General features: G+C 72.4%; 20 protein-coding genes, 1 other RNA gene and 2 pseudogenes. 14 read left to right on the top strand and 9 right to left on the bottom strand.

The genetic code is table 11. The features are described from left to right. The first annotated feature begins 68 nt into the window (after window positions 1-68). Window positions 69-1,043: an iron uptake transporter permease EfeU gene (efeU, locus tag AMK22_RS05825; protein WP_073782152.1), complete on the top strand. Its 975-nt coding sequence runs from the start codon at window positions 69-71 to the stop codon at window positions 1,041-1,043. After that, window positions 976-1,908, top strand: coding sequence for a hypothetical protein (locus tag AMK22_RS05820; protein WP_338014138.1), 933 nt, complete (start codon window positions 976-978; stop codon window positions 1,906-1,908). Before efeU ends, AMK22_RS05820 begins: the two co-directional genes overlap by 68 nt. A 58-nt stretch (window positions 1,909-1,966) precedes the next feature. Here AMK22_RS05820 and AMK22_RS05815 read toward each other — a convergent pair whose 3' ends face one another. Next, on the bottom strand, window positions 1,967-2,713 hold the full coding sequence (locus tag AMK22_RS05815; RefSeq protein WP_073782150.1) for a bifunctional DNA primase/polymerase: 747 nt from the start codon (window positions 2,711-2,713) through the stop codon (window positions 1,967-1,969). 143 nt (window positions 2,714-2,856) lie between these two features. Further along, window positions 2,857-3,519: a TetR/AcrR family transcriptional regulator gene (locus AMK22_RS05810; protein WP_073782785.1), complete on the bottom strand. Its 663-nt coding sequence runs from the start codon at window positions 3,517-3,519 to the stop codon at window positions 2,857-2,859. A gap of 180 nt (window positions 3,520-3,699) precedes the next feature. On the opposite strand from AMK22_RS05810, the gene ddaH reads away from it, so the two are divergent. Next, window positions 3,700-4,572 carry a dimethylargininase gene (ddaH, locus tag AMK22_RS05805; protein ID WP_338014137.1) on the top strand — a complete coding sequence of 291 codons (873 nt, stop codon included), beginning with the start codon at window positions 3,700-3,702 and terminating at the stop codon, window positions 4,570-4,572. A gap of 141 nt (window positions 4,573-4,713) precedes the next feature. On the opposite strand, the gene AMK22_RS05800 is transcribed toward ddaH, so the two are convergent. Continuing rightward, window positions 4,714-5,724: a small ribosomal subunit Rsm22 family protein gene (locus AMK22_RS05800; RefSeq protein WP_073782781.1), complete on the bottom strand. Its 1,011-nt coding sequence runs from the start codon at window positions 5,722-5,724 to the stop codon at window positions 4,714-4,716. 343 nt (window positions 5,725-6,067) lie between these two features. Between AMK22_RS05800 and AMK22_RS05795 the strand changes: the two genes are divergently transcribed. After that, complete coding sequence (locus AMK22_RS05795; RefSeq protein WP_073782149.1) at window positions 6,068-7,375, top strand: hypothetical protein; 1,308 nt, start codon at window positions 6,068-6,070, stop codon at window positions 7,373-7,375. Window positions 7,376-7,581: 206 nt separating this feature from the next. On the opposite strand, the gene AMK22_RS05790 is transcribed toward AMK22_RS05795, so the two are convergent. After that, the gene (locus tag AMK22_RS05790) at window positions 7,582-8,910 is read right to left on the bottom strand and encodes a multidrug effflux MFS transporter (protein ID WP_443333276.1); all 1,329 of its coding nucleotides are present in this window, start codon (window positions 8,908-8,910) and stop codon (window positions 7,582-7,584) included. Between the two features lie 84 nt (window positions 8,911-8,994). Between AMK22_RS05790 and AMK22_RS05785 the strand changes: the two genes are divergently transcribed. Further along, the gene (locus tag AMK22_RS05785) at window positions 8,995-10,044 is read left to right on the top strand and encodes a Gfo/Idh/MocA family protein (RefSeq protein WP_073782777.1); all 1,050 of its coding nucleotides are present in this window, start codon (window positions 8,995-8,997) and stop codon (window positions 10,042-10,044) included. A 137-nt stretch (window positions 10,045-10,181) separates the two neighbouring features. On the opposite strand, the gene AMK22_RS05780 is transcribed toward AMK22_RS05785, so the two are convergent. Continuing rightward, complete coding sequence (locus AMK22_RS05780; protein WP_073782148.1) at window positions 10,182-11,810, bottom strand: alkaline phosphatase D family protein; 1,629 nt, start codon at window positions 11,808-11,810, stop codon at window positions 10,182-10,184. Between the two features lie 285 nt (window positions 11,811-12,095). Between AMK22_RS05780 and AMK22_RS05775 the strand changes: the two are divergent. From AMK22_RS05775 to AMK22_RS05765, 3 genes and pseudogenes are all read left to right on the top strand, one after another. Further along, window positions 12,096-12,194: pseudogene (locus AMK22_RS05775) on the top strand (3-oxoacyl-ACP reductase); the annotation flags it as partial. Window positions 12,195-12,427: 233 nt separating this feature from the next. Beyond that, window positions 12,428-12,895, top strand: a complete 468-nt coding sequence (locus tag AMK22_RS05770; protein ID WP_073782147.1) for a lamin tail domain-containing protein — start codon at window positions 12,428-12,430, stop codon at window positions 12,893-12,895. A gap of 81 nt (window positions 12,896-12,976) precedes the next feature. Continuing rightward, window positions 12,977-13,476: pseudogene (locus AMK22_RS05765) on the top strand (PhzF family phenazine biosynthesis isomerase). 122 nt (window positions 13,477-13,598) lie between these two features. On the opposite strand, the gene AMK22_RS05760 reads toward AMK22_RS05765, so the two are convergent. Both AMK22_RS05760 and AMK22_RS05755 read right to left on the bottom strand, forming a co-directional pair. Then, a complete protein-coding gene (locus AMK22_RS05760) occupies window positions 13,599-14,588 on the bottom strand; it encodes an NAD-dependent epimerase/dehydratase family protein (RefSeq protein WP_073782146.1) in 990 nt (329 codons plus the stop codon). Continuing rightward, window positions 14,585-15,619 (bottom strand): ScbA/BarX family gamma-butyrolactone biosynthesis protein, encoded by a 1,035-nt coding sequence (locus tag AMK22_RS05755; RefSeq protein ID WP_079185938.1) that lies wholly within the window; start codon window positions 15,617-15,619, stop codon window positions 14,585-14,587. Before AMK22_RS05755 ends, AMK22_RS05760 begins: the two co-directional genes overlap by 4 nt. Window positions 15,620-15,748: 129 nt before the next feature. Here AMK22_RS05755 and AMK22_RS05750 point away from each other — a divergent pair, with 129 nt between their 5' ends. Together AMK22_RS05750 and AMK22_RS05745 are read left to right on the top strand one after the other, a co-directional pair. Beyond that, a complete protein-coding gene (locus tag AMK22_RS05750) occupies window positions 15,749-16,408 on the top strand; it encodes a ScbR family autoregulator-binding transcription factor (RefSeq protein WP_073782145.1) in 660 nt (219 codons plus the stop codon). Between the two features lie 286 nt (window positions 16,409-16,694). After that, a complete protein-coding gene (locus AMK22_RS05745; protein ID WP_073782144.1) occupies window positions 16,695-17,060 on the top strand; it encodes a VOC family protein in 366 nt (121 codons plus the stop codon). On the opposite strand, the gene AMK22_RS05740 is transcribed toward AMK22_RS05745, so the two are convergent. Both AMK22_RS05740 and rnpB read right to left on the bottom strand, forming a co-directional pair. After that, on the bottom strand, window positions 17,038-17,934 hold the full coding sequence (locus tag AMK22_RS05740) for a metallophosphoesterase family protein (RefSeq protein ID WP_073782143.1): 897 nt from the start codon (window positions 17,932-17,934) through the stop codon (window positions 17,038-17,040). The genes AMK22_RS05745 and AMK22_RS05740 overlap by 23 nt on opposite strands. Window positions 17,935-18,381: 447 nt before the next feature. Then, window positions 18,382-18,783, bottom strand: an RNA gene (gene rnpB / locus AMK22_RS05735) — RNase P RNA component class A. 107 nt (window positions 18,784-18,890) lie between these two features. On the opposite strand from rnpB, the gene AMK22_RS05730 reads away from it, so the two are divergent. The 4 genes from AMK22_RS05730 to eda all read left to right on the top strand — a co-directional run bounded on the left by AMK22_RS05730 (window position 18,891) and on the right by eda (window position 22,067). Next, window positions 18,891-19,658, top strand: coding sequence for a MerR family transcriptional regulator (locus AMK22_RS05730; RefSeq protein WP_073782142.1), 768 nt, complete (start codon window positions 18,891-18,893; stop codon window positions 19,656-19,658). A 5-nt stretch (window positions 19,659-19,663) separates the two neighbouring features. Next, complete coding sequence (locus tag AMK22_RS05725) at window positions 19,664-20,500, top strand: hypothetical protein (RefSeq protein WP_199883139.1); 837 nt, start codon at window positions 19,664-19,666, stop codon at window positions 20,498-20,500. 58 nt (window positions 20,501-20,558) lie between these two features. After that, entirely contained in the window at window positions 20,559-21,359 is an 801-nt protein-coding gene (yaaA, locus tag AMK22_RS05720) for a peroxide stress protein YaaA (protein WP_073782140.1), read from the top strand. 87 nt (window positions 21,360-21,446) lie between these two features. After that, window positions 21,447-22,067, top strand: a complete 621-nt coding sequence (gene eda, locus AMK22_RS05715) for a bifunctional 4-hydroxy-2-oxoglutarate aldolase/2-dehydro-3-deoxy-phosphogluconate aldolase (RefSeq protein ID WP_073782139.1) — start codon at window positions 21,447-21,449, stop codon at window positions 22,065-22,067. Window positions 22,068-22,105 lie beyond the last annotated feature (38 nt).

Below are 22,105 nucleotides of genomic sequence, written 5' to 3'. Positions count from 1 at the left end.
GTCACGGGACCCGGAGCGGATCTCGTGCCGGGATCCGAAGCGGAACAGCGGAACAGGAGAACCGAGACGTGTTCAGCAACTTTCTGATCGGCCTGCGCGAGGGCCTTGAGGCCAGCCTGGTCGTCTGCATCCTCATCGCCTATCTGGTGAAGACCGGCAACAGGGACAAGCTGGTGCCGATCTGGATCGGCGTCGGCATCGCGGTCCTCGTCAGCCTGGCGTTCGGCGCGGGTCTGGAATTCGGCTCGCAGGAGATGACGTTCAAGGCGCAGGAGGCGCTCGGCGGTTCACTGTCGATCATCTCGGTCGGTCTGGTCACCTGGATGGTGTTCTGGATGCGGCGCACCGCCCGGCACCTGAAGACGGAGCTGCACGGCAAGCTGGACGCGGCGCTCGCGATGGGGACCGGCGCCCTGGTCGCCACGGCGCTCCTCGCGGTGGGCCGCGAGGGCCTGGAGACCTCGCTGTTCGTGTGGCGCGCGGTGCACGCGGCGGACGACGGCTGGCACCCGATGGTCGGCGCGTTCCTCGGGATCGCCGCCGCCGTCGTGCTGGGCTGGCTGTTCTACCGGGGCGCGCTCAGGATCAACCTGTCGAAGTTCTTCACCTGGACCGGTGGCATGCTGGTCGTCGTCGCCGCGGGCGTCCTCGCGTACGGCGTCCACGACCTCCAGGAGGCCGAGTTCATCGGGGGCCTGCACAACCGCGCGTTCGACATCAGCGGCGCGATTCCGCCGGACAGCTGGTACGGCACGCTGCTGAAGGGGACGTTCAACTTCCAGCCGGATCCGACCGTTCTCCAGGTCATCGTGTGGGCGCTGTATCTGGTCCCCACCCTCGCCCTGTTCCTCGCCCCGGTAGGGTTCGGACGGTCAGTGCGGGCGACGGATCAGAAGGCGCGGAAAGCAACGGATGAGAAGTCTGGGGCCGATTCGGCGGACGACGGGTCTCACGGCGGCGGCGACGGTGCTGTGCGTGACGGCGAGCGGGTGCGTGACGGTGCACGGCGAGCTGGAAGTGGTGCCGTCGGCAACCAGGGCTGAGGCCGCACAGGCCCTGAAGGACTTCACCGACGCGTACAACGCGGCGGACAAGGCGTACGACCCGGCCCTCGACGCGGACCGGGTCGCCGGCCCGCTCGGCGCGGTCAACCAGGCCGGCCTGAAGGCACGCCGGAAGAACAACCCGGACGGCAACTCCCGTCACACGCCGCTGGAACTGACCGACGCCACCTACCTAATCCCGAGGAAGGCCGGCTGGCCGCGCTGGTTCGTCGCGGACACGGACTCCAACCGCGACGAGGACAACGGGAAGCTCGACACCCGCTGGCTGCTCGTCTTCGTCAAGTCCGGTCCCGACGCGGGGTGGCGGACCTCCTATCTGGCGGTGGTCGCGCCCTCGCGGCTGCCCCGGTTCGCCAAGGACGACGACGGCCTCGCCCAGCCGGTGGCCTCGGACGACGACGGCCTCGCCGTGGCACCCGAGGACTTGAGCACCCGGTACACGGAGTACCTCCAGAAGGGCACCCCGGACGTGTTCGCCCCCGGCGACTCCACCTCCGGCTGGCGCGAGGCGCGCCGCACCACCCGGCGTCCCGGCTTCTCGTACCAGTACGTCGACCAGCCGCTGGACACCGGCTCGTTCGCTCCCCTGGGCCTGGAGACGGACGACGGCGGGGCGCTGGTCTTCTTCAGCAGCAAGCACTTCGAACGGCAGACCGCCGCGAAGGGGCTGCGCCCGCCGCTCAACGCGGACGTGGAGGCGCTGCTGACGGGCGAGGTGAAGTCGACCCTCACCAAGGAGCGGGTGTCCGGTCAACTGGTCCACGTGCCGAAGAAGGGCGCGGGCGACGGCAAGGTGGTCGTGCTGAACCGGTTGCCGGGTCTGACGTCGGCGAAGGGCTCCTGACGGGTCCCGGCGGTACGGAGTCCGGGGCCCGGGAGCCCGGCGGCCGGGCCCGGGAACGCTAACGGCTCAGTGGCCAGGCCACCGAGCCGTGATCGAGTTCGTTCTGGTCCGCCGCGTCCACGTACTGGGCGCAGGCGTCCGTGAGCGTTCCCAGCAGCGTGAGCGGATCGGGCAGCGGATGCTCCGGTCCGCGCACCCATCGCACGTCCAGTTCCGCGGGGAGCATGGCCGGCGGCAGCAGGACGTAGCTGCCGCGGCAGTGCCAGCGCAGCCCCGGATGCTCGTCCATGGTCTCGGGGTGGCAGTCCAGCTCGCAGGGCCACCACTCGTCCTCGTCCTCGGGGGTGCCCCGGGTGGCGGTGAAGAACAGCATCCGGTCGTCGCCGGACCGGGCGACGGGGCCGACCTCGACGCCCGCGGCCAGCAGCCGCTCCAGGGCCTGCTCCCCCGCGGACAGCGGCACGTCGAGCACGTCGTGGATCATGCCGGTCGCGGTGATGAAGTTGGCCTGCGGCTGGTTGCGGGCCCAGCGCTCGATCTGGGCGCGGTCGGTGGTGGCCTGGGTCTGCCAAGCGAAGGAGACGGGGTGCCGGGCGGGCGTGGGACAGCCGATGCGTTCGCACGAACATCGGTAGCCGACCGGGTGGGCCGCGGGCGCGATCGGCATTCCGGCGTCCGCCACGGCCAGGAGCAGCGCCTCCCGGGCGGTGTCGTCGACCTCGCTCTGCTGCGGTTTGGGTCGGCGGCGGAGCCATTGGGAAATCTTGCTCGCTGAGCCGCGACTACGGCCGAAATCGGCGCCCATCTATCCCCTCACCTCAGTATTGCCTCTGCCCATCGTCCCACCATCCTGCGCCTCAGGTGGCCGGAGTTCCGAAGCGGGGTACGGGAGACGCCACACGGAACCGGTCACTACGGCACCTTTTACTACGAAATGATGGACATGTCTCATGGCTCCTCCAGGCCGCGCAGGGCGTGGTCGACGACCGCGTCCACGTAGGCGTGGGTCAGCGGACGGGTGCGCAGCAGCCAGCGGTGCGTGAGCGGACCGACGAGGAGTTCCAGGGCGATCCGCGGGTCGGCGTCGGCGCGCACCCGGCCGGCCTCCTGGGCGGCGCGCAGCCGCGCCTCGTACAGCCGGAGCCCCGGTTCGAGCAGCTTCTGGACGAACGCGGCACCGAGCTCGGGATCGACGATGCCCTCGGCGGCCAGTGCCCGGGTCGGCGCCTCGAAGGCGGGGTCGGTCAGCTCGTCGACGGTGGCCCGCATGACGGTCTTGAGGTCGGCCGCCAGATCCCCGGTGTCCGGAAAGCCCTGCTCCCCGGCCCCACCGGCCTCATCGCCCCCGTCGCTCTCGTGGCCCTCTCCGTGCCCCCCGCCCTGCCGCCCGGACCGTTCACCGAGCGCCACGAACGCCTCCAGGAGCACGGCCGCCTTGGACGGCCACCACCGGTAGATCGTCTGCTTGCCGACGCCCGCCCGCGCGGCGATGGCCTCGATGGTGGTGGCCCGGTAGCCGACCTCGCCGACCAGGGCGAGCGCCGCGTCGTGGATCGCACGGCGCGAGCGCTCGCTGCGACGGCTGGAGTCGGGGGAACGCTTGTCTGTCATGACGCCCGATCTGACGACGGTACGAGTCGCTACGTATCGTCGCATCGCGTCCCCGGCCACCGTGCGGAACCACCCGATCGGATCACTGCGCACCGCCCGCGGAAGGCGGACCATGGGCTCACGCACGCACCCGTGCGACGTACCCGGCAGGCGACCCCTGCGTTTCGTGAGGAGCCTTCATTGCCCACGAACCACCCGGACACCACTCCCCTCCACCGGGGCGCCCCGCGCCACGCCCCCGGTCGTCGGGCCACGCCCCGCCGTTACCTGATGTGCCCTCCGGCGCACTTCCGGGTGACGTACTCCATCAATCCGTGGATGGATCCCGGCAAGCCCGTGGACCTCCGGCTGGCCCAGACCCAGTGGGAGGACCTGCGGGACCGCTACCGCGCTCTCGGGCACACGGTGGAGCTGCTCACGCCCCGCCCCGACCTGCCCGACATGGTCTTCGCCGCCAACGGCGCCACCGTCGTCGACGGCCGGGTGCTGGGGGCGCGGTTCGCGTACCGGGAGCGGTACGAGGAGGCCGCCGCCCACCGCGAGTGGTTCCGTGCGGCCGGCTTCACCGAGATCCACGAGCCGGCGCACGTGAACGAGGGCGAGGGCGACTTCGCGGTCACCGCGTCGTATCTGCTGGCCGGGCGGGGCTTCCGGTCCAGTCCGCTGTCGCACGACGAGGCGCAGGAGTTCTTCGGCCGCCCGGTGATCGGTCTCGATCTGGTGGATCCGCGCTATTACCACCTGGACACGGCCCTGTCCGTGCTGGACGAGGCGGGCGACGAGATCATGTACTACCCGGACGCCTTCTCGCCGGGCAGCCGGGCGGTGCTGGCGCGCCTCTTCCCCGACGCGCTGATCGCCGAGGAGGCGGACGCCGCGGCGCTCGGCCTGAACGCGGTGAGCGACGGGCTGCACGTGCTGCTGCCGCAGGCCGCGACGGGGCTCTTCCAGCCGTTGCGTGAACGCGGCTTCGAGCCGGTACCGATGGATCTGAGCGAGCTGCTGAAGGGCGGCGGCAGCGTGAAGTGCTGCACTCAGGAGCTGCGCGGATAACCGCGGGAACCGCGCGGGTGGCGGGCGACCGGGGGTTCCGGTCGTCCGCGACCTCTGGCCCACGCACCCCCGGCCCGGTCCGCCACCGTCATCTGCGCACCACCCGGCCGTCCCGTCCGCCGCCCGTCGTCCCCGCGGCTCTCAGTCGTCCCGTCCGTCGTCCGGTCCGTCCGGCGGCCACGCGTCGCCCCACGCGGCGTCCCGGGCGGCCCGGTACAGCCCGCCGTGCCGCTTGGTGACCGTGGCCCGGCGCAGCGCCTCGTCACGGGTGCACAGGTCCAGCAGCACCTGTCCCTTGCGGATCTGCGGCCTGCGGACGACGCGCGCCGGTGCGGGCGCCGTCTCGAACCGGGTCGCGACGACGTAGCTGAACTTCTCGTCCTCGTACGGCAGCGAGCCGCCCTTGACCTGCCGGTGCAGCGAGGAACGGCTGACCCGGGCCGAGAAGTGGCACCAGTCGGAGCCCGGCTCTATGGGGCAGGCGTCGCTGTGCGGGCAGGGCGCGGCGACCGTCAGCCCGGCGGCGATCAGCCGGTCCCGGGCCTCGATGATCCGGGCGTACCCGTCGGGGGTGCCCGGCTCGACGACCACGACCGCCCGCGCCGCCGCGGCGGCGGAATCGACGAGGGCGGCCCGGACCGGTGCCGTCAGCTCGTTGAGCACGTAGGAGACGGTGACGAGGTCGGTGGGGGCGAGTTCGAGATCCGCGCCGATCCGCTCCCGGCGCCATTGGACGGCGCGCAGGGCGGGAACGCCGGAGGCGGCGGCCAGCTCACGGCCGAGGTCGAGGGCGGGCTCCGCCCAGTCCAGCACGGTCGTCCGCGCGTCCTCCCAGGCCCCGGCCACCGCCCAGCTCGCCGCTCCGGTGCCGCCGCCGACGTCGGTGTGCGTGGCGGGCGCCCAGTCCGGGGCCGCCGCCCGGAGCGCGTCGAGGGCGGACCGTACCGCCTCGAAGGTCGCGGGCATCCGGTACGCGGCGTAGGCGGCCACGTCGGAGCGGTCGCGGAGCACCGGGGCGTGGGTGGGGGTGTTGCCCCGGTAGTTGGCGATGAGCCGGTCGACGGCCTGGGCGGCCTGCTTGGGCGGCAGTCCGTCGAGCAGTCCGGCCAGTGCGGCGCGCAGGGCTTCCGCGGTGGAGAAGGTGGCGTTCACCGGCGAATTGTAGGCGGAGGTGACGAACCGGCCGGGCCCTGTCGTCACGCTGCCGTCGTTCGGCCGGGGGCCGGGCCGTGCGGCGTCCGGTGCGTGCGAGCGCGAGACGAGGACCGTCCTCGTACCGGACGGACGTACGAGGACCGCTCCGACGACGCCGCGGGCTCGGGGAAGTACCGGGCACACGGCGGGCGGCAGTGTGACGGCAGGGCCTACGGTCCGGGAAGACAGGGCCTACGGCCCGGAAACGGCGGAGAACAGCGGTACTCGCGAACTGCCCCGAACGCTACGCGTGTTGCTAGTCTGACGGCCGCGAGGTCGGGACTGCCCATCGAGGGACACCATGAGACAGAAGATCGTGCGCCTGGTTCTGGTCGGCGGAGTGCTCGTGCTTGCCATGCTGCTTCTGCTGGCCACGTGCGGCAGCGGCGGGAAGAAACCCGACAAGGCGGAGAAACAGGTCAAGACGAGCGCGACACCGGTGACGCAGCTCACCGTCCCCTCCGCGTTCGAGACGGAGCACGGCTGGGAGCTGGTCGGTACCTCGCCCGACTACGCGATCTCCCGGGAGACGGGCCGTCTCGCCTACCTCGTACGGGTCTCGGACACCAAGTTCCAGCTGCGGACCATCGACTCGAAGACCGGGCAGTCCGGCTGGCACGGGGAGAGCTGGCGTCCGCCGTCCCCGCAGCGCTTCCCGAGGCTCCTGACGGCCACCGTGGACGACCAGGAGTACTTCGTGACGTGGTCGTACGGAAAGGTCGGCGAGAACGCGCTGACCCCCGCCGACACGATCGTCTCGATGGATGTCTACAACGCGCAGGACGGCTCCCGGAGGCGCGTCGAGGTGCCGTGGAGCACCGTCCCGACGGTCTCCTCCACCGGCCCCGGCATCCTCATCGGTGACGGCCGGACGAACAGTGTGGTGGTCGACCCGGCGACCGGCCGGGTGTCGCAGATCACCGCCGCGCAGCTGAAGTATCCGAAGGACTGCCCCACCTGCAAGCAGCTCACGGAGGTGCGGGGACTGGCGCAGAAGGGCCTGCTGGTCAGCGGCTCCAAGGAGTTCTGGGTGCAGGACGGCTGGTTCAGCCGCGATGTCGCGCCCAAGGGCACCGACCGCCGCAGCGGGATCCCCACGTCGGTGATCCGGGGCCTGCTGCTGGCGAAGTGGCAGCTCGCGAAGGGCGCGAAGCGCGCCGCCACGCACGACCTGTGGACGGTGCACGACCTGGAGACGGGCAAGGCGCTCGCCTCGGTGGAGTGCAGCAAGCCCGCGATCAAGCCGGGCCAGTATCCGCAGCTCGTCGCCGCCCCCTCGGCCGGTTCCGTGGTGGCGGGGCCGCTCGCCTTCGACCTGGTGACGCACCGGGGCTTCTGCTTCGAGGGCACGGACGGCTCGAAGCCGCTGACCCTGGTGTCGGTGAACGACGAGGGCATCGCGTACGGCGCGGCGAGCGCGCGCAACGCGGGGGACGTGCTGGCCGGTGGCGGCGCCCCCGTCGCGGTCGCGGTCAGGAGCGGCTCCACGGGCGCCCTGCCGTCGAACGTGCGGGTTCCGGGCGCGGTGACGTCGGACGGTGTGGGACTGTTCCGCTGGACCGACGAGAAGGACCGCCCGCATCTGATCGGCTACCCGGGCACGCGCTGAGCCGTACGGGCCCGCCACGGCTCCGCCCCGCCCGGATCCGCCCGGACCCGTTCCGTGCGGGTCCGGGCGGGGCGGAGCCGGTTCCGCGTACCGAGCTGTTCGGACAGGCCCGTTCCAATGGGGTCCGGGAGCCCGTCCCGGGCGGGGCGGTACGGCCCTGCGCGGGCCGGTGCGCGCCCCGCGTGCCCCGACCGGGCCGGGCCGGGCTACGACGCCCGCTGCCAGGGGCGGCACATGCCCAGGAAGCAGGCCAGCGCGCCCAGTCCGCACACCAACTGCACGACCGCCATCGGAACGGCCGTGTCCTCGCCCGCGATCCCGACGAGCGGCGAGGCGACCGCGCCGACCAGGAACGACGACGTGCCGAGCAGCGCGGAGGCGGATCCGGCCGCGTGCTTCGTCCGCATCAGCGCCTGCGCGTTGGTGTTCGGCATCGCGAGCCCCATCGCCGACATCAGGACGAAGAGCGCGGTCGCGATCGGGACCAGGCCCACCTGCCCGACGATCCCGGACGTCATGACCAGCAGCGCGGTGGCGGCCAGCACGATGACCGAGAGTCCGAAGGCGAGCGCCTTGTCCAGGCTGACCCGGCCGACCAGCAGCTTGCCGTTGATCTGGCCGACCACGACCAGGCCGACCGAGTTGATCCCGAAGAGCAGGCTGAACGTCTGCGGCGACGCCCCGTAGATCTCCTGCATGACGAACGGCGAGGCGCTCACGTACGCGAAGAGGGCGGCGAAGGCCAGACTGCCCGCGATCATGTAGCCGGCGAAGACCCGGTCGGCGAGCAGCCCGCGCATGGTGCGCAGCGCGTCGCCGAAGCCGCCGGTGTGCCGGTCGCCCGGCGGCAGCGTCTCGTGCAGCCACTTCCAGACGACCAGGGTGAGCAGCAGGCCGACGACGGCAAGGACCGCGAAGATGCCCCGCCAGTCGGTGAACCGCAGCACCTGCCCGCCGATCAGCGGGGCGACGACGGGGGCGACGCCCGAGATCAGCATCAGGGTGGAGAAGAACCTGGCCATCTCCACGCCGTCGTACAGGTCGCGCACCACGGCACGGGCGATGACGATGCCCGCCGCGCCGGCCAGCCCCTGGATGAGGCGGAAGCCGATGAGGAGTTCTGCGGTGGGCGCGAAGACGCAGATCACGGTCGCGACGACGTAGACCGTCATGCCGAGGAGCAGCGGCCGGCGCCTCCCCCAGCGGTCGCTCATCGGCCCGACGACGATCTGCCCGAGCGCCATGCCGGCGAGGCAGGCGGTGAGAGTGAGCTGGACGGTCGTGGCGGGGGCGTGCAGGGACTCGGTGACCGCGGGCAGTGCCGGCAGGTACATGTCCATGGAGAGCGGCGGCAGCGCGGTGAGACCGCCGAGCACCAGGGTGACGAGCAGTCCGGTGCGACGGACCGCCTCGGCCGCGGCCGGTCTCCCGGAGTGCGCGCCGGGGGTCATGGTCTCGTCGTGGGACCGGCCGCGCCCCCTGGCGGCCGGTATGTGCGCGTTGCCCTGCCGGGCTCCGCTCTCCGCCATTGTCATCTCCATGTCGTTGAATCTGCATCTATGCTCTCAGCTCGGCCACACTGGTCGAGACCTTTCGGGGGGAGAGCGGGCATGACGGGCATGGGCGAGGTCGTGCGCTGGGGCGTACTGGCGACGGGCGGTATCGCGGCGACGTTCACCGAGGACCTGCGGGGGCTGCCGGGCGCGGAGGTGGTGGCCGTCGGCTCCCGTACGGAGGCCTCGGCGGAGGCGTTCGCGCGGCGGTTCGGGATACCCCGGGCCCACGGGAGCTGGGCCGCGCTCGCCGCCGACGAGGACGTCGACGTGGTGTACGTCGCGACCCCGCACTCGGCGCACCGGGAGGCGGCGGCGCTCTGCCTGGAGGCCGGGAAGCACGTGCTGTGCGAGAAGGCGTTCACGCTGAACGCGCGGGAGGCCGGTGAGCTGGTGAAGCTCGCCCGGGACCGCGGTCTGTTCCTGATGGAGGCCATGTGGACGTACTGCAACCCGCTCGTCCGGCGCATGACGGAGCTGGTGCGGGACGGAGCCATCGGTGATGTCCGGGTGATCCAGGCCGACTTCGGGCTCGCGGGGCCCTTCGGGCCCGGGCACCGGCTGCGCGACCCGGCGCTGGGCGGCGGCGCGCTGCTGGACCTCGGGGTCTATCCGGTGTCGTTCGCGCATCTGTTGCTGGGCGAACCGGACCGGGTGCGGGCCGACGCGCTGCTCTCCGAGGAGGGCGTCGACCTGAACACGGCGATTCTGCTGGGCTGGGAGGAGGCGGGGGCCTCGGCGCTGCTGAACTGTTCGATCGTCGCGGACACCCCGCTGACCGCCTCGGTCACCGGCACGAAGGGGCGCATCGACTTCCCACGCGGCTTCTTCTACCCGGAGCGGTTCGTACTGCACCGCGAGGGGCGCGAACCGGAGGAGTTCACCATGGGTCCAGCGGGTCAGGCGGGTCAGGCAGTTCCGGCGGACGCACCGGACACGGCGGGCGGCCCTCTGCGCGGGCTCCAGTTCGAGCAGGCGGAGGTGACGCGGGCGCTGCGGGCGGGCGAGACGGAGTCGCCGCTCGTGCCGTTGGACGGCTCGCTCGCGGTGATGCGGACGCTCGACGCGATACGTGACCGCGTCGGCGTCCGCTACCCCGCCGACGACGCCGGCTGACCGACGTCCCCTCCGGCGCGTCCGCTCCCCTCCGGCATCCGCGCCACGACGGCCGGGGCACCCGCCACCGCGTGCCGGGCCCGGGCCCCTGTCGTCGAACCGCCTCCGGCCGGACGACGCCGGTGCGAGGACAGCCCTCAGGCGGGCGTGAGCCCCTGGTTCCCGACCTCCGTGACGAAGGATCCGGCGGTCGTCACGGGCGCGCCGGGCGTGGTGACGGCCGACACCGTGCGGTAGTCGGCACGCGCCCGCTCGCGGCCCAGGGTGACGAGCGCGTATCCGCGCCTGCCGTTGAAGAACTTCAGATGCGGGTTGGCCCGCATCAGGTTGTCCCAACTGGCAGGTTTGTCCGAGCCGTTCTTGCCGCTGGTGATGGAGGTGGCGACGATCTCGGTGCCGAGGGTGCGGGACGACGGGTCGTCGAAGTCCCTCTTCAGGTCGAAGCCGTAGTTCACGTGCACGTCGCCGGTGAGCACCATCAGGTTCTCGATCCGGGCGGCCTCGGCCCCGTTCAGGATCCTCGCCCGGGAGGCGGGGTAGCCGTCCCACGCGTCCATCGACAGCTTGAAGGCGTCGGTGGGGACGTCCTTGCGCCGGGCCATGACGACCTGTTGCGGGAGGACGTTCCAAGTGGCCTTCGAGGCGCGCCAGCCGTCCAGCAGCCAGCGCTCCTGGGTGGCGCCGGTCATGGTGCGCGAGGGGTCCTCGGAGTCCGGTCCGGGCTTCTGCCAGCCGTCGCCGTACGCCTGGTCGCTGCGGTACTGGCGGGTGTCCAGGATGTCGAACTGGGCGAGGGTGCCGAAGTGCAGGCGCCGGTAGAGCCTCATGTCCGGTCCGGTGGGGCGCTGCGGGAGGCGCAGCGGCTGGTTCTCCCAGTACGCGCGGTAGGCGGCGGCGCGGCGCAGCAGGAACTCCTCCGGCGGCACGTCGTTCTCGGGGGTGCCGCCCGCGTAGTTGTTCTCGGTCTCGTGGTCGTCCCAGGTGACGACGAAGGGGTGCGCGGCGTGCGCGGCGCGCAGGTCGGGGTCGGACTTGTAGAGGCCGTACCGCAGCCGGTAGTCCTCCAGCGTGATCGTCTCGCGGTTGAAGTGGGCGGGCAGCGTACGGTCGGTGTGGTTGCGGGCGCCGCCGGTCGCGGTGACGGCGTACTCGTAGAGGTAGTCGCCGAGGTGGAAGACGGCGGAGACGTCCTCGTCGGCGAGGTGCCTGTACGCGGTGAAGTAGCCGTCGTGGTACGCCTGGCAGGAGACGGCGGCGAGGCGCAGCGAGCTGTTGCGGGCGCCGCGGGCGGGCGCGGTGCGGGTGCGGCCGACGGGGCTGGTCCAGCTCCCGGCGCGGAAGCGGTAGTAGAGGACGCGGTCGGATTCGAGGCCCTTGACCTCGACGTGGACGCTGTGGTCGAACTCCGGGTGGGCGGTGGCCCTGCCGCGCCGCACGATGCGCGAGAAGCGGGCATCGCGGGCGAGCTCCCAGCCCACCTGGACCCGGGCCCGGGGCAGTCCGCTGCCGGCCTCGTACGGCCGGGGGGCGAGCCGCGTCCACAGCAGGACCGAGGCGGGCAGCGGGTCGCCGGAGGCGACGCCGAGGGTGAACGGATCCTCCTTGATCTTCCGCGCGTCCAGTTCGGCGGCGCTCGCGGTGCCCGCGGCGGGCAGGTTGACCGAGAACGCGAGCGCGGCGGCGGCACCCGTGACGGTGAGGAAGCGGCGGCGGCCGAAGTGCCGGGCGGCGTCCCGCATTTCCTGTGGGTGCGATGAGTGCGTCATCTGTCCCTCCCCTGGCTGATGGTGTGCTCGGAACAGTGCACCGGCCCAGCCCGTCGAGCTGTTGTCGTGCTCGCGTCGTCGGGGCGACCGGCGGATGAGGAACGCGGTGGGAATGGATTCGCGGGGCAAAGAACGCATACGTATCGAGGGGCATGATCTCCGCCCGAAGACCTGTCCATGCGGCGAACTCCCCACCCCATACTCGTTCTTGACCGGTCGCAGGATCCGCCGGGCCGACCGGTACGGCGGCGGCGCGGTCCGCGGCCCCGACCGGTCGGCGGCGAGGCGCGGACGGTGCTCCACATGGCGGAGCTGCCGCTGGAGGCGAACGTGCGGTTCGCGACGGTCATGGCGACGGCGATGCCGTACGTCGGACGCGGCTGACGGAGCGGCCGGGCGCGGCCGACGACGCGGCGGATGCCGATGCCGTCGGGAGCGGCTCCCCCGTGCGACCGCGCCCCGGGAAGGCGAGGAGCACCCCAATCCACCTGTCCGCACCGGAAAGTTGCCGCACACATGTCCTACCCCCGGGGGAATTCCGGCTTTCCGCCCCGGACGGCCGCCGCGCCGCACTATGATCACAATCCTTCACCGGAAGCACACATAAGGATCATGGAATGCGCATACGCACCGCGGCACCGCTCGCCCTGGCCGCCGCCACCGCCCTGGCCGGCTCGCTGCTCGCCACGGCCCCGGCCACGGCCGCCTCGCACCAGGGCGGGCTGCACCTCGGGAAGATCCAGTACGACAGCCCCGGCAAGGACACCCGCAGCAACGCCTCGCTGAACGCCGAGTGGGTGGACATCCACAACAACGGCAAGTCGAAGCTTCAGCTCAAGGGATACAAGCTGAAGGACAACACCGGGTACACGTACACCTTCGGCAGCTACACCATCGGCGCGGGCAAGACCGTCAAGGTCCACACCGGCAAGGGCAAGAACGGCTCCGGCCACGTCTACTGGAACCGCGGCTCGTACGTCTGGAACAACACCGGCGACAAGGCGCGGCTGATCAAGCCGAACGGCAAGCTCCAGGACTCCTGCTCCTGGTCGAAGACCGGCAAGGGCGTCAAGAACTGCCACTGAGCCGGACGACCGCTGCCCGGGGCCGCCCCTCCGTCGCGCCGGCGGGGAATGCCCCGGGCAGCGGCGCGGTTGATCTGCGACATGAGCCAGAATTCAGGTACCGGGGTCCTGCGCTACACCGCTTTCTCCGCCGATCCGGCGGGCGGCAATCCGGCGGGGGTGGTCCTGGACGCGTCGGGTCTCGACGACGCGGCGATGCTGGCCCTCGCGGCCGAGCTGGGCTACAGCGAATCCGCCTTCCTCACGGGCGCGGGATCACCGGACGCGCGGCCGTCGGCCGCCCGGGAGTACACGATCCGCTACTTCAGCCCGAAGGCCGAGGTCCCGTTCTGCGGCCATGCCACCGTCGCGACGGCCCTCGCACTGGCCGAGCGCGACGGCCCCGGAGATCTGGTGTTCCACACCGTCGCGGGGGCGCGTTCGGCGCCTACGCCCGCGCGCTGGGCCTCGTCCCGGACACCGCCACTCTGACGCTCCACCAGGGGGAGGACATGGGCCGCCCCGGCACGCTCACCGTGGAACTCCGCGCGGGCGACGCCCGGGTCAGGGTCGGCGGAACCGGCACCCGCATCACGGACTGACGACGCTCCACGAGCCACGACGCCACCACCGCCCGGCCGGGCATCGGCCCTCGGGCCCCGGACACCACACCCCCGAAGGCCGGCCCCCGCCACCGGGCCCCTCCGGTCGTCGGCCCCCGCCCTCACCGCCCGGGGGCCGACCGCCGCACGGTTTCCAGGTGCCGCCGGTACCAGGAGGCATGCCGGGCGAACGCGGCCGTGAAGCCCTCGCCGGGCTCCCAGTCGAAGTCCCGGCCGACCCGCTCGTCGGTGAACCAGTGGTCCACGGCGAGCATGCCGAAATGGTGCAGCGCGTACGGGACGCCGACGAGCCGCTCCCGGGCCTCCGCCACATCGACCCTCTCGGCCCCCCAGGGCAGCCGAAGTTCGTCCACGACCGTGGACAGCAGCCGTGAACAGCTCACCGGCTCGGGGTGGTTGACGTGGTAGATCCCGGCCGGTTCGTTCGAGGAAAGGGCCGCCCCCAGCAGCGCCCGCCCCAGGGCCCCCGCCTCGATCATCGAGTGCCGCGCCCCGCATCCGGCCGGAACGGCGGAGAGTTGCCCGAGCAGCGCGACCAGTCCGGGCACGGCCCACCGGTCCCCGGTCCCGTAGACGATGTGCGGGCGCACGACGACGCCGCCGGCCGCGAGGACGTGTCGCTCGGCGGCAGCACGGGTCAGACTGGTCGCGGACGCGGGGGCGGGCTCGGCGCCACCGGGCCGGAGCCGGGTGAACGGGCCCCGCCCGTAGACGGACGCCGTGCTCAGCTGGACGATGCGGGGGACCCCGCAGCGGACGGCCTCGTCGACCAGAGCCCGAGTTCCTTGATCATTAACGGACCGGGCGGTCGGTTCGTTACCACCGATCGCGGAGGCGCAGTGGATCACCGCGTCGACCCCCTCGCAGCTGCCGCGCAGCGTCTCCGGGGCGCCGAGATCCCCGTGCACCGTCTCCACCCCGGTCCCGGGTCCGGTGCCCACGCCGAGGAACGGGGCCGGAGGGGTCCGATGGGTCATCAGCCGCAGCCGGAGGCCGGGAACCGCGCGGGCGGCGGCCACCACATGGCCTCCGACGAACCCGGTGGCACCGGTGACGAGCACGCGGGCGGCCCCGGATCCGCGAGGCGTCACGACTGCCTGCTCCGGGGCACGGCGGTGCGGTACCGCGAGCCCTGGACGGGTGATTCGAGGGTGCAGGCGAAGGCCGCGCGGTCGTCCTGGGTCGCCGTGACGTGCACCCGGGCCACCGCCGGGTCGTCGACCGGGAGGCGCCGCGCCTCGATCCAGCAGGGGCGGTCGAGCTCCACGTACCGGAGGAAGTCGGTCCGCACCGACAGCGGGAGGAAGTCGTGGCCGGGAGTGGCCGCGACGGCCGCCTGACGGGCCGCCTCCAACAGCACAATGCCCGGCACATGGTCGTTGGGCCGGGCGAACAGGGTGGGGTGCCCGGTGTCGAGCCGCAGCCGCCAAACGTTTCTCCGCGCGGCGGGCGCCAGGACGACGTCGCGCTCGTCCACCCTGCCCACCTCGGCCGGCAGGACGGCGGGCAGCAGGGGTATCGGGGCGCCCACGACATGTCTGCGGTCGCCCCGCAGCTTGCCGTACGCCTTGGCGGAGGTGCAGCTGATGCGCCCGCCGCCCCGGGCGAGGACGGTGCCCAGGCGATGCAGGAGCAGTTCGACGTGCATGGATCCGATGCTCTGGCGCAGACGCCTGACGCGGGAGCAGGTGACGTCCACGGTGATGTCCCAGGGCTCGTCCCCCAGCAGCAGCCTGCCGGGCTCGGAGACGTACGACAGCTCCCACATCACGAACTGGTCCCCGTCCGGGACCCCGAACTCCGCGTGCCCCAGGAGCATCGTCGTCTGGCGCATGGTCTCCGCGATCAGCAGCGGGTCCTGGTGACGGCCCCCCACGGGCGCGAAGAACCGGTGCGCGCGCGGCCAACGGGCCGATACCGAGAACTGGGTTCCGGTCTGCGGGGTCCAGCCGGTGGGGAAGACGTCCTGCGGGTCGTGCCGGTGGACGAGGCGCCCCAGCAGGCCCGCGTCCACCTGCCTGCGCCCGGGTGCCGCCCCGTCGGCGTCCGGGACTCCAGTGGTTTCGCGGGCCCCGACGCCCTCGGTGCGGACCGAGGCGCTGTGCGAGGTGAGCTGAACCATGAATCTTCCTCCCAGAGGATCCATACCGGGAGGGCCGATGGCCTCCGCAGTAAGATACTGACAGTCCGGTTTTCCTATCCAGCCATACTTGGTGCTGACCACGCCACGGCGGAGAGAGACTTGTAGCTGATGGCACAGCAGGCGCGCGCGATCCAGACTCGACGGTCGATCCTGGCGGCGGCCGCCACCGTATTTGATGAACGCGGCTACAGCAGCGCCACCATCAGCGAGATCCTCGCCCGGGCCGGAGTCACCAAAGGTGCACTTTACTTCCACTTCTCCTCGAAGGAAGACCTGGCACTCGGGGTGATGGACGTGCAGCTGGACAGCAATCCGCTGCCTCAGCTGACGAAGCTCCAGGAGCTCGTCGACCAGGGCATGTTGCTCGCCCACCGGCTCCGCCACGAGCCGCTGGTGCGCGCCAGCGTCGGGCTGGCCATGGACCAGGCGGTGGAGGGGCTCGACCGGGGCACCCCGTTCCGTGCCTGGATAGACAGGCTGGAACACCTGCTGAACGCGGCGAAGGATCAGGGCGAGCTGCTGCCGCACGTCGACCCGCGCGAGACCGCGGAAATGCTCGCCGGTTCCTTCTCCGGTATTCAAGTGATGTCCCAAGCCCTTTGCAAGCGGGAGGATTTGGGGCATCGAATTGCGGTACTTCTGCACTTCGTACTGCCGAGCATTTCGACACCGGCGGTACTGACCACGCTCGACATGGCCGAGGACCGCGGCGAGCGGCTCTCCGAGGCCCTCGAAGCGGTGCCCGGCCGGGCCGGCGCGACCGGCTGAGGGACGCGCCCGTCCGGGCCGCTACGAGCGGCCGACGACCGGCCCGCCCGGCCCACGGCGTGAGATTCCGTACACCACGGGGGGCGATGTCGGCCTGTTCGGTGGCACACGGGGCGCCGGAGGGCAAGACTGGAGGGGCTGACCGACCGACCGGTCCGGTATCCGGACCGGTCCACGCCACCCGTCCGCACCCGCCCGCCGACCCGTCGCTCCGTCGATCCGTCGGCTCTGCGGAAAGGCGCGGATCCCGAGACGGGCCCAGACGGGCCCCGGACAGGAGTCGCCGATGTCCATCCGCCGGATCGTCCCCAACATCCGGACAGCCACCGTCGCCCCGGGGCCCGCGATGGAGCGGAACGCCGAGTTCTACGGCCGGTTGGGCCTCCAGGAGGTCATGAACCACGGCTGGATCATGACGCTCGCCTCCCCCGCCCACCCATCGGCCCAGATCAGCATCGTGGCGGCCGACGCGACCGCGCCGGTCACACCGGATCTGAGCGTGGAGGTGGACGACGTGGACGCGGCGTACACGGCCATGAAGGAGAACGGCGCGGAGATCGTGTACCCGTTGCGCGACGAGGACTGGGGCGTACGCCGCTTCTTCGTCCGCGACCCCAACGGCCGTGTGGTCAACGTGCTGGGCCACCGTTGAGCGGGGGCCGTGCCACCGGGACACCGTCGTACGGGAGGATCCGCCGCAGCAGTCCTTTGGGGTGACCGCGTTCGCGCCATTCCCTCGGGTATCCGATGGACACCTCCTCGAAGCGGACCCCGTCGTACCAGGTCGTGCGCGGGATGTGCAGATGGCCGTAGACCACGGCCGCCACGTTGAACCGCCGGTGCCAGTCGGCGGTGAGCTCGGTGCCGCACCACTGCGCGAACTCGGGGTACTTCAGTACGTTCATGGGATCCCGCACCAGCGGCCAGTGACCGGCGATGACCAGCGGGATCGCCGGATCGTGCGCGGCGAGCCGCCGTTCCGTCTCCGCCACCCGGGCCCGGCACCAGTCGTCCCGGCCCGGGTAGGGGTCGGGGTGGAGCAGGTACTCGTCGGTGCACACCACGCCGGTCTCGTGCGCGTACGCCAACGACTCCTCCTTGGTCGCGGTTCCCGGCGCCCGGAAGCTGTAGTCGTACAGGAGGAACACGGGCGCCACGGCCACCGGTCCCCCGGGGCCCGGCCACAGCGGGTAGGGGTCCTGCGGCGTCGACACCCCGATGCTCCGGCACACCTCGACCAGGTGCTCGTACCGCTCCCGCCCCCGCAGCTGGAGCGGGTCGCGGTTGACCGTCCACAGCTCGTGGTTGCCGGGGGTCCACAGCACCCGGGAGAACCGTCCCGCGAGCAGCCGCAGCGCCCACTCCACGTCCTCGGCCCGTTCCGCGACATCACCGGCGACGATCAGCCAGTCCTCGTCCGATTCCGGCCGCAGGGACTCGGTGAGGGGGCGGTTGTCCGCGATCCCGATGTGCAGGTCGCTCACCGCGAACAGGGAACCGCGGCTTCCGGAGGCGTGTTCGGACACGTGCGAACCTTTCCCGAGGAGTCAGCTCGACACGATCGTGCCTCACGACCGGCTCTCCGCCCAGCAGTTCCCGCGGACCGGCCCGCTCGGAGCCGTCCCCCGGACGCGCCGCGGGGCACCCGGGTCGGCCGGGCCCCGGGGAGCCGAGCCGGTGTCCCTTCAGGGACCGGCCCGACGGCGTACGGCCGTCCGGCCCGGCCGCGTACGGTCATCCGGCCGGGTGCGTCCGGGCGGACCAGTGCGGACCGTGGCCGTGCGTCGGGTCCGGAGCAACGGTGACGGAGATGCCGAGCCGCGTCCCGGCGGTCATCGCCCGGAGCTCCTCGCCCCGGCGTGGCCCCCGTCCGGCCCGGCGGTCCCGGTCCCGACGGGCGCGGCGGCGCCCGTGCGCCCGCCCGACGCGGTGCGCCCACAAGTCCCGGGCGTGGACGGAAAGGTGGAGGGCGGCAGACGAGTCGGGCTGTACGCCGGGTTCTGTCACCCGGTCGCCTCGCGGCGGCCGGGGAGACGGCCATCCATCTAGGACCGGCATTGCTGCCGGCCTCGTGCGGTCTACCCGCGAACTCGGGCGGGCCGCCCTCGATCATTCGCGCAGGGCCGTCTCACGACGGCCCCTCTTGACCTTGCTCCGGGTGGGGTTTACCTAGCCGCCTGGGTCACCCCAGGCGCTGGTGGTCTCTTACACCACCGTTTCACCCTTACCGAGGACCGAGGTCCCCGGCGGTCTGTTCTCTGTGGCACTGTCCCGCGGGTCGCCCCGGGTGGCCGTTAGCCATCACCCTGCCCTGTGGAGCCCGGACGTTCCTCGGGGAGATCCGAAGATCACCACGCGGCCGTCCGCCCGGCTCGTCTGCCGTGCCGACCATGCTACCCGCCCGGCGGGAGCCCCCGACGCGGCAGGGTCCGGGGCGGGCGGCGCTTGACCTTGCCGTTGCGTCAACGTTTCTACTGGCCTCATGCGGATAGGAGAGATCGCCGCGCTCGCCGGGGTCACCTCGCGGGCGGTCCGGCATTACCACCACATCGGTCTGCTGCCCGAGCCCGGGCGCCGCGCCAATGGATACCGGGTCTACGGCGTGCGTGACGCGGTGAAACTGGCCCGGATACGTCGGCTGACCGAGCTGGGGCTCACGCTGGACGAGGTCCGTGACGCCCTGGCCGACGACGACGGCCGTGAACTCCTCGACATACTCGCCGAGTTGGATGCGGATCTGGCACGGCAGGAGCGTGCGATCCGGGAACGGAGAATGCGGCTGGCCCGGCTGCTGGACACGTCGGGCGGCTCCGGGGGGTCCATGCCGCCCGCGCTGGTGGAACTGCTGGGCACGGCGCCCGGCATCGCCTCCCCCATGGCCGTGAGGGACCGCGAGCACCTCGTGCTGCTGGAGACGATGACCGGCGGCGACTTCTCCGACACGCTGCGGCCCATGGCCGAGGACCCCGGCCTGCCGGCCATGTACGAACGGCTGGACGCCCTGGCGGAGGCTCCCGCGGACGATCCGCGCATCGCCCCGCTGGCCGCCGATCTGGCCGCCGCCGTACCGGAGGAGGTGCTGGACGGGGTGCTGGCGGCGGCCTCCTCCGGCGACCCGGTCACGGCGTCCGGCTTCGGTGAGGCGCTGCTGGACGAGTGCGCGCCCGCGCAGGCCGAGGTGGTGCGCCGGGTGATGGCCGCGCTGGCCGCGCGCGTGGCGGAACGTGCGGCGGGGCGGGGAACGGGGTGAGCGGGGTGAGCAGACGGGTGGTGCGGGGTGTCGCGGGAGCCGCCCTGGCCGTGGAGGCGGTGCTGCTCGGCTGCCGGGCGGCCGGGGTCCGGACACCGGGGGCGGTCCTGGCGGGGGCGGCGGCGCTGGCGGCGTGCGCCATGGCGGTCGAGTGCGTCGTGCTGGGGCGGCTGTGGCTCGCGGCGCGGCGCGCGGGTGCCGGTCGGCGGGACGCGGTGGGCGCGGTGGTGCGCACCGCCGTGCCGGGGCCGGTGCGCCGGCTCGTCGCGCACGAGGCACGGGCTCTGAGCAGCCTCGGGCTGTGGGTGCTGCGGCGGCGCCACGGCGTGCCGGAAGACGCCCTCGCCGTGCCGTACACCGGCCCGCAGACGGCGATGGTGTACGGCCTGCTGTTCGTCGCGCTGGTCGAGACGCTGGTGCTGGCGCTGCTGATCCCGTGGCCGGTCGTGCACGCGGTGGTACTGGTGCTGGACGCGTACGGAGTGGTCTTCGTCCTCGCGTTCCACGCCTCGTGCGTGACCCGGCCGCATGTGGTGGGGGCCGACGGGGCGCTGCGGATCCGTTACGGCGCCCTGTTCGACGTGCGGGTTCCGGCGGGGACGGTGGCGTCCGCTCGGGTCGAACGGCGCTGCCCCGAGGGCGGATCGGCGCGGGTGGGCGCCGACGGCGTGCTCGATCTCGCCGTGGGCGGCCAGACGACGGTGACGGTGGAGCTGACGGGTCCGGTGACGTTCGTGCGACCGCTGGGAAAGCACGGCTCGGCGCGGACGGTGCGGTTCCACGCGGACGATCCGGGGGCCGTCGTGACCGCTCTCGTACAGGGGCCGCGGAAGTCCCCGTAGGCTGGTGCGAGGCCCTTCGTGGGCCGTTCACCTGTGCGTACGTACGAAGGGAAACGCCGTGCTGGTGCTGTTGCCGCCGTCGGAGGGCAAGGCCGCGTCGGGGCGGGGCGCGCCGCTGAAACCGGAGTCGCTGTCGCTCCCGGGGCTGGCCGCGGCGCGGGCGGCGGTCCTCGACGAACTGGTCGAACTGTGCGCGGCGGACGAGGAGAAGGCCCGTGAGGTCCTGGGGCTGAGCGAGGGGCTGCGCGGCGAGGTCGCGAAGAACGCGGAACTGCGGACGGCGGGAACGCGGCCGGCCAGGGAGATCTACACCGGGGTGCTGTACGACGCCCTGGACCTGGCCTCGCTGGACGCGGCGGCCAAGCGGCGGGCCGGGAAGTCGTTGCTGGTCTTCTCCGGGCTGTGGGGCGCCGTGCGGGTGGGCGACCGGATTCCGTCGTACCGCTGCTCGATGGGGGTGAAGCTGCCCGGCCTGGGCGCCCTCGGGGCGTACTGGCGCGGCCCGCTGGCCGAGGTCATGCCGGAGGTGGCCGGGGACGGGCTCGTCCTGGACCTGCGGTCCTCCGCCTACGCCGCCGCATGGAAGCCGAAGGGGGAGGTGGCTCAGCGCACGGCGAGCGTGCGGGTGCTGCACTCCCAGATGGTGGACGGGGTCGAGAAGCGGTCCGTGGTCAGCCACTTCAACAAGGCGACGAAGGGCCGGCTGGTGCGCGACCTGCTGGTGTCGGGCGCGCGGCCGAAGGGACCCGCGGAGCTGGTCGGTACGCTGCGGGACCTCGGGTACGTGGTGGAGGCCGAGGCCCCGGAACGGTCCGGGCGGGCGTGGTCGCTGGACGTCGTGGTGACGGAGATCCACTGACGCGGGACCGGACGAGCCGCCGGGGATGCGTTGCATCATGCGCAACGCGCGTTGTGCATGATGCAGGTGCGCGGCAGGATGTGCCGCATGACCTCCTCCGTGCTGGACCTTGCCCCCGTCCTCCCCGTAGTCGTCCTGACGGATGCCGCCGACGCGGTGCCGCTCGCCCGGGCCCTGGTCGCCGGGGGGCTCCCCGCCATCGAGGTCACGTTGCGGACGCCCGCGGCCCTGGACGCGATCGGCGCGATCGCCGACGGGGTGCCGGACGCGGTGGTCGGCGCGGGCACGGTGATCTCGCCCCGGAACGTCGCCGACGCGGTCGCCGCGGGGGCCCGGTTCCTGGTCAGCCCGGGCTGGACGGACCCGCTGCTGGACGCGATGCGGGCGTCGGGAACGCCGTTCCTGCCCGGGGTCTCGACGACGTCCGAGGTGGTCGCGCTGCTGGAGCGCGGGGTCACGGAGATGAAGTTCTTCCCGGCCGAGGCGGCGGGCGGCACCGCCTACCTCAAGGCATTGTCCTCTCCGCTGCCACAGGCCCGGTTCTGCCCGACGGGCGGCATCTCGGCGGCGTGTGCCCCGTCCTATCTTGCGCTCCCCAACGTCGGTTGCGTGGGCGGCAGTTGGATGGTCCCGGCGGATGCCGTGGCGGCGAAGGACTGGGCGCGGGTGGAACGGCTCGCGCGCGAGGCCGCGGCGCTGCGCGGCTGACCGGGACCGATCCGGGCCCGGGGACGAGGACGGGAGAC

Source organism: Streptomyces sp. CB01580, from assembly GCF_001905795.1.
In the GTDB taxonomy this organism is placed as follows: domain Bacteria; phylum Actinomycetota; class Actinomycetes; order Streptomycetales; family Streptomycetaceae; genus Streptomyces.
The sequence above is the reverse complement of the archived record's forward strand: the minus strand, read 5'-3'. Positions and strand labels throughout refer to the sequence as shown.

Excerpts from the sequence above, each read along its gene's own strand:
- AMK22_RS05815 (WP_073782150.1), bottom strand. The coding sequence starts at position 2,713 with ATGGGCGCCGATTTCGGCCGTAGTCGCGGCTCAGCGAGCAAGATTTCC.
- AMK22_RS05810 (WP_073782785.1), bottom strand. The coding sequence starts at position 3,519 with ATGACAGACAAGCGTTCCCCCGACTCCAGCCGTCGCAGCGAGCGCTCG.
- AMK22_RS05795 (WP_073782149.1), top strand. The coding sequence starts at position 6,068 with ATGAGACAGAAGATCGTGCGCCTGGTTCTGGTCGGCGGAGTGCTCGTG.
- AMK22_RS05790 (WP_443333276.1), bottom strand. The coding sequence starts at position 8,910 with ATGACAATGGCGGAGAGCGGAGCCCGGCAGGGCAACGCGCACATACCG.
- AMK22_RS05785 (WP_073782777.1), top strand. The coding sequence starts at position 8,995 with ATGGGCGAGGTCGTGCGCTGGGGCGTACTGGCGACGGGCGGTATCGCG.
- AMK22_RS05780 (WP_073782148.1), bottom strand. The coding sequence starts at position 11,810 with ATGACGCACTCATCGCACCCACAGGAAATGCGGGACGCCGCCCGGCAC.
- AMK22_RS05770 (WP_073782147.1), top strand. The coding sequence starts at position 12,428 with ATGCGCATACGCACCGCGGCACCGCTCGCCCTGGCCGCCGCCACCGCC.
- AMK22_RS05755 (WP_079185938.1), bottom strand. The coding sequence starts at position 15,619 with ATGGTTCAGCTCACCTCGCACAGCGCCTCGGTCCGCACCGAGGGCGTC.
- AMK22_RS05750 (WP_073782145.1), top strand. The coding sequence starts at position 15,749 with ATGGCACAGCAGGCGCGCGCGATCCAGACTCGACGGTCGATCCTGGCG.
- AMK22_RS05745 (WP_073782144.1), top strand. The coding sequence starts at position 16,695 with ATGTCCATCCGCCGGATCGTCCCCAACATCCGGACAGCCACCGTCGCC.
- AMK22_RS05730 (WP_073782142.1), top strand. The coding sequence starts at position 18,891 with ATGCGGATAGGAGAGATCGCCGCGCTCGCCGGGGTCACCTCGCGGGCG.
- eda (WP_073782139.1), top strand. The coding sequence starts at position 21,447 with ATGACCTCCTCCGTGCTGGACCTTGCCCCCGTCCTCCCCGTAGTCGTC.